Origin of the sequence: Endozoicomonas sp. SESOKO1 (genome assembly GCF_024606265.1) — a bacterium.
GTDB lineage: Bacteria > Pseudomonadota > Gammaproteobacteria > Pseudomonadales > Endozoicomonadaceae > Endozoicomonas.
Map to the genome: position 1 here is coordinate 1 of NZ_JAHHPP010000069.1, position 5,010 is coordinate 5,010.

Sequence of the window (5,010 nt, forward strand, 5' to 3'; positions counted from 1 at the left end):
CCTTCCCACTGGCCGTTCTGAGAAAAACCAGGCAGGTTGCCCAGGCCCATAACAAGAGCGATTTTATTATCGGCTATCGCTTCTCTCCCGAAGAGATTGAAGAGCCGGGTATCCGTTTTGAAGATACTATGTATCTGCTGGATAAACTGGCCACAGAAGGTCTGGATTATTTCCACTTCTCCATGGGCAGTTGGGCTCGTAACTCCATTGTTAACCCGGAAGATAAAGAGCCACTGATCAACAAGTATCGTCAGATGCAGTCAGAAGCGGTCGCCAGGATTCCTGTGATCGGTGTGGGTGGTATCGCCCAGACTGCTGATGCTGAAAATGCACTGGCCCAGGGTTACGATATGGTCAGCGTGGGCAAGGGCTACCTGGTTGAGCCAACCTGGGCAACCAGGGCGCTGAACAATGAGACCTGTGCCGAGTTTGCCGATATCGCCCAGCAGGAAGAGCTGCTGATCCCAACGCCGCTGTGGGACATCATGGATTACATGATCGTCGACAGTGCTGCGGAAGCACAAAAGCATCAGCGCATCAAAGAGCTGCAAGGTGTTGAGATCCGTTTCGAACCGGGTACTTATACCGCTTACGGTCGTGGCCACAACGGTGACCTGCCGGTGACGGTAACCTTCTCTGAAGATGAAATTCTTGAGATTGTGGTGGACTCTTCCAGAGAGTCAGACGGTATCGCCAACCCGGCCTTTGAGCGTATTCCACAGCAGATCGTTGATGAGCAGACGCTCAATATTGACGTGATTTCTGGCGCAACCGTTAGCAGCCAGGCAGTGATCGATGGTGTTTCCAATGCGGTTGATCTGGCCGGTGGTCACTCTGAAGCACTGCGTGTGAAAGCCCGTAAGGCGGTTGAGTGGATTGCGCAAACCATCGAAGAAAGCGCCGATGTGGTGGTGATCGGTGGCGGCGGTGCCGGTTTGAGTGCGGCGCTGACGGCTCTTGATAACGGCAAGTCAGTTATCCTGCTGGAGAAGTTCCCGGCTATTGGTGGTAATACTGTTCGTACTGGCGGATGGGTGAACGCCGCTGAACCCGCATGGCAGGGTGATTTCCCGGCTCTGGCGGGTGAAAAAGAGACCCTGATGGCACTGGCTGAAACGCCAGAGTCTGAGTTTGTCGGTGAATATCTGAATGATTTCCGTACCCTGAAAGCACAGCTTGACGATTACTTTAACCAGCACGACCATGGCAACAAGTACCTGTTCGACTCTATTGAACTGCACCGTATCCAGACCTATCTGGGCGGCAAGCGTACCGACAGGAATGGTGAAGCCATCTACGGTCAATACGATCTGGTGGAAACCCTGACCTCTCGCTCTATGGAGTCGGTCGACTGGCTGACCGAAAAAGGTGTCGATTTTGAGCGTGGTCTGGTTGATATCGCTGTTGGTGCCCTGTGGCGCCGTGCCCACAAGCCAAAGCGTCATAAGGGCGTTGAGTTCGTTGATAAGCTGCAAAAGCGTATTCTGGAGCAGAATGGCCGCATCATCACCGATACCCGCGCTACCGACCTGATTGTTGAAGATGGCAAGGTTGTTGGTGTTAAGGCGACTCAGGCCAACGGCAATCAGCTGATCGTCAAGGCGAGCCATGGTGTGATCATGACTTCGGGTGGCTTTGGTGCCAACACCCCAATGGTCAAGAAGTACAACACCTACTGGAAAAATATTGCCGACGATATCAAAACCACCAACTCTCCTGCGCTGGTGGGTGATGGTATCGAAATGGGTGAAAAAGTCGGTGCTGAGCTGGTGGGAATGGGCTTTGCCCAGCTGATGCCAATCGGTGATCCAAAGTCTGGCGCTCTGCTGACTGGTCTGATTGTGCCACCAGAGAACTTTGTCTTTGTTAACCAGAAAGGCAAGCGTTTTGTCGACGAATGCGGCAGCCGCGATAAGCTGGCTGACTCCTTCTTTGATAACGGTGGCACGGTTTATATGATTGCCGATGCCGAGATCCGTAAAACTGCCGCCAACACCTCCGATGAGACCATCGCCCGTGAAATCGATGAAGGCATCATTGTGGAAGCGAATACACTGGCCGAGCTGGCGGACAAGATTGGTGTACCGCAGGCGCAATTTCTGCAGACTATCAAGCAGTACAACACGTGTGTCGAGCAGGGTCACGATCCTGAATTCAACAAGAGTGCGTTCGGCTTGAAGGTGGAGAAAGCCCCGTTCTACGCTACCCCGCGTCAGCCTTCTATCCACCACACCATGGGTGGCCTGAAGATTGATACCCGTGCGCGCGTGATTGGCAAGGATGGCAATGTCATTCCCGGCCTGTACGCAGCGGGTGAAGTGACTGGCGGTATTCATGCCGGTAACCGTCTGGGTGGTAACGCCCTGATCGATATCTTCACGTTTGGCCGTATTGCTGGTGCCAGTGCGTCGGATCTTGTTTAAAATCCACACGCTCTAGGAGCCTGCCCGCTCTGCTCCGTTCTGGTAGCAAGGCGGGCAGGCTTCGTTGTTTTTCATGTTCTCCCGGCAGTGAAGCATGTTATGAAAAAGTACCAGACCCGCTTCCAGATGATGGGCACATTGATTGATCTGGTCGTTTATCATGAGGATGGTGAGCAGCTTGTCAAAGCCGTTTATCGCCAACTTGCTCAATACGCTCAGCGGTTCTCCGCTAACCACCCAGGCTCGGATTTGATGCGTATCAACCGGAGCGCAGGTATTGCGCCAGTCCCGGTTGAAGACGATCTCTTTCAGCTCATCAATGTCGCCAGGGCGGCCAGTCAGAACCCGGACAACCCCTTCAATATTGCCATTGGCCCTTTGGTCAAACTGTGGCGTATCGGTTTTCAGGATGTCAGAGTGCCTTCAGCTACAGAAATATCAGCACGACTGGCGTTGGTCGATCCCGATAATATTATCCTGAATGAGCAGAAAGGAACGGTGTTTTTGCAAAAATCGGGCATGGAGATCGATTTGGGAGCGATCGCCAAAGGCTATTTTGCGGATCAGGTTAAACAAGCGCTGGTTGACGCTGGTGTTGAGTCCGGTTTTATCAGTTTGGGTGGCAACGTGGTCACCATCGGCCATTCGCCAACCAATGCCAACCGGGCCTGGAATGTGGGTATTCAAAACCCTTTGGCCGGGCGAGGCGAGATTATTCGTGCAGTGCCACTGAATGATGCTTCGATGGTGACATCGGGTATTAACGAACGTTTTTTTGAGGCCAATGGCCAGCGTTATCACCACTTGCTTGATGCTCAAACAGGAATGCCCATTGCCACGGATATAGCCAGTCTGACCATTATTTCAAAGAACTCCATTGATGGGGAAATCTGGAGTACTGCCGGTTTTTTATCTTCAGCAGAGGATGCGCTTGCCTGTTTGAATCAACAGGCGGGTATTGAAGCTGTTGTGGTGGCAAAAGATGGAACTTTGCAGCTGACTGATGGACTGGTTGACCATGGTCGTTATATTGCCTTACGCTGAATGGAACCTGCCACCCGCTTTACAACTAAACGTCAACAGGTTCCGGACGACTGTAGTCCTGAAAACCGGCGATGCACGCCGAAGGTAACAGCAGGGGGCGCTGCTGCACAGGCATCAGCACGGCAGCGATAGGTTGGTGGTTTCCGGACATGGTTTCCTCTTCATAATTCAGACAGTCTCAAGCGCAATCAGCTGTTCAATAGCTTTGAGTAACGGACCTTCCTGGAAAGGTTTGCCTATGTACTCATTGACACCAAGGCTGAAGGCCCGGTTACGATGTTTTTCACCGGTTCTGGAGGTGATCATGATAATCGGCAGATCCTGCAGTTCAGGGTCATTGCGGACCGCACTGGCCACCTCAAAGCCATCCATGCGGGGCATTTCGACATCCAGCAGCATGATGTCTGGCCTATGCTCGGATAGATGGGTCATGGCCTCCACGCCATCCCTTGCCGATATCACCTCGTAGCCCTGGCGTGTCAGCAGTCGACTGGTGACTTTCCTCACGGTAACCGAGTCATCGACCACCAGCACCGTGATGGCTTTATTACTGCTGTCCCGTTCATCTTGTTCAACGGTGTCCGGTTGGGCTTCCTGAATGACAAGCTGATGTTTGCGGTACAGTGCCGCCGGATCAAGGATAACCACAACCCGACCATCACCAAGAATGGTTGCACCGTTTACCCCGGCAAGACCGGAAAACTGAGGCCCCAGATTCCTGGTAACGATTTCCCGGCTACCAACGATGGCATCAACCTGGACCGCTATATTTTCACTGCCCCTGTGCACGATGATGACAGGACATTGGCCATCGTTTATTTTCGGGCTGGCAGTACCGATAAGAGCGCCCATGTAGATCAGCTGGTGCTCTGTACCATTGCCATAGATGATTGGGGACTTGTTTCTGTAGCAATCAGCCAGCATTGTTGCTGACACCATAGAGATGCCATCAATGGCATGCATCGGGAGTGCATACAGGCTGTTATCTACTTCCACCATCAATGCCCGGTTAACGGACAGTGTAAATGGCAACCTGAGGGAGAAGTGTGTGCCCAGCCCGGCCTCAGACTTAACCTGAATACTGCCACCGAGCTGGCGAACCGAGTTATTCACCACATCCATCCCGACACCCCGGCCAGAAAGGTGGGTCACGCGGGGTGCAGTACTGAATCCGGACTTCATGATCAGTTCGATGGCTTCCTGATCCGAGACAGGATCGTCAGGACTGATCAACTTCTGCTCAATAGCTTTCGCCTTCACGGCGTCGATATCAATGCCGCGACCATCGTCGGACAGCTCAACCACAACATCGGCACCATCACGACGAATGGATAAAGAAATCTGGCCTGCATCAGGCTTTCCTGACTGCTGCCTTGCATCCAATGAGTCTTCGATACCATGACCAATTGCATTTCGGAGCATATGTCCCAGGGGGGTAAGCATCCCCTCGAGCATGGTTCTGTCCATCTCACCTTCGGCATTACTGACCAGCAGCTCGACGGGTTTGTTCAGGTCATCAGACACCTGACGGACAATCCTGCGC

General features: G+C 52.8%; 4 protein-coding genes. 2 read left to right on the top strand and 2 right to left on the bottom strand.

The genetic code is table 11. The annotated features are described in order from the left end of the window. Together KDK13_RS04135 and KDK13_RS04140 are read left to right on the top strand one after the other, a co-directional pair. Positions 1-2,423: flavocytochrome c (locus KDK13_RS04135; protein WP_257283658.1), on the top strand; the 2,423-nt coding region annotated here is incomplete at its 5' end. 99 nt (positions 2,424-2,522) lie between these two features. Next, on the top strand, positions 2,523-3,467 hold the full coding sequence (locus KDK13_RS04140; protein ID WP_257283659.1) for an FAD:protein FMN transferase: 945 nt from the start codon (positions 2,523-2,525) through the stop codon (positions 3,465-3,467). A gap of 25 nt (positions 3,468-3,492) precedes the next feature. Here the strand turns inward: KDK13_RS04140 and KDK13_RS04145 are convergent, their stop codons facing one another. Together KDK13_RS04145 and KDK13_RS04150 are read right to left on the bottom strand one after the other, a co-directional pair. Further along, positions 3,493-3,618 carry a hypothetical protein gene (locus KDK13_RS04145; RefSeq protein ID WP_257283660.1) on the bottom strand — a complete coding sequence of 42 codons (126 nt, stop codon included), beginning with the start codon at positions 3,616-3,618 and terminating at the stop codon, positions 3,493-3,495. Between the two features lie 17 nt (positions 3,619-3,635). Further along, a partial coding sequence (locus KDK13_RS04150; protein ID WP_257283661.1) for a response regulator occupies positions 3,636-5,010 on the bottom strand: 1,375 nt, incomplete at its 5' end.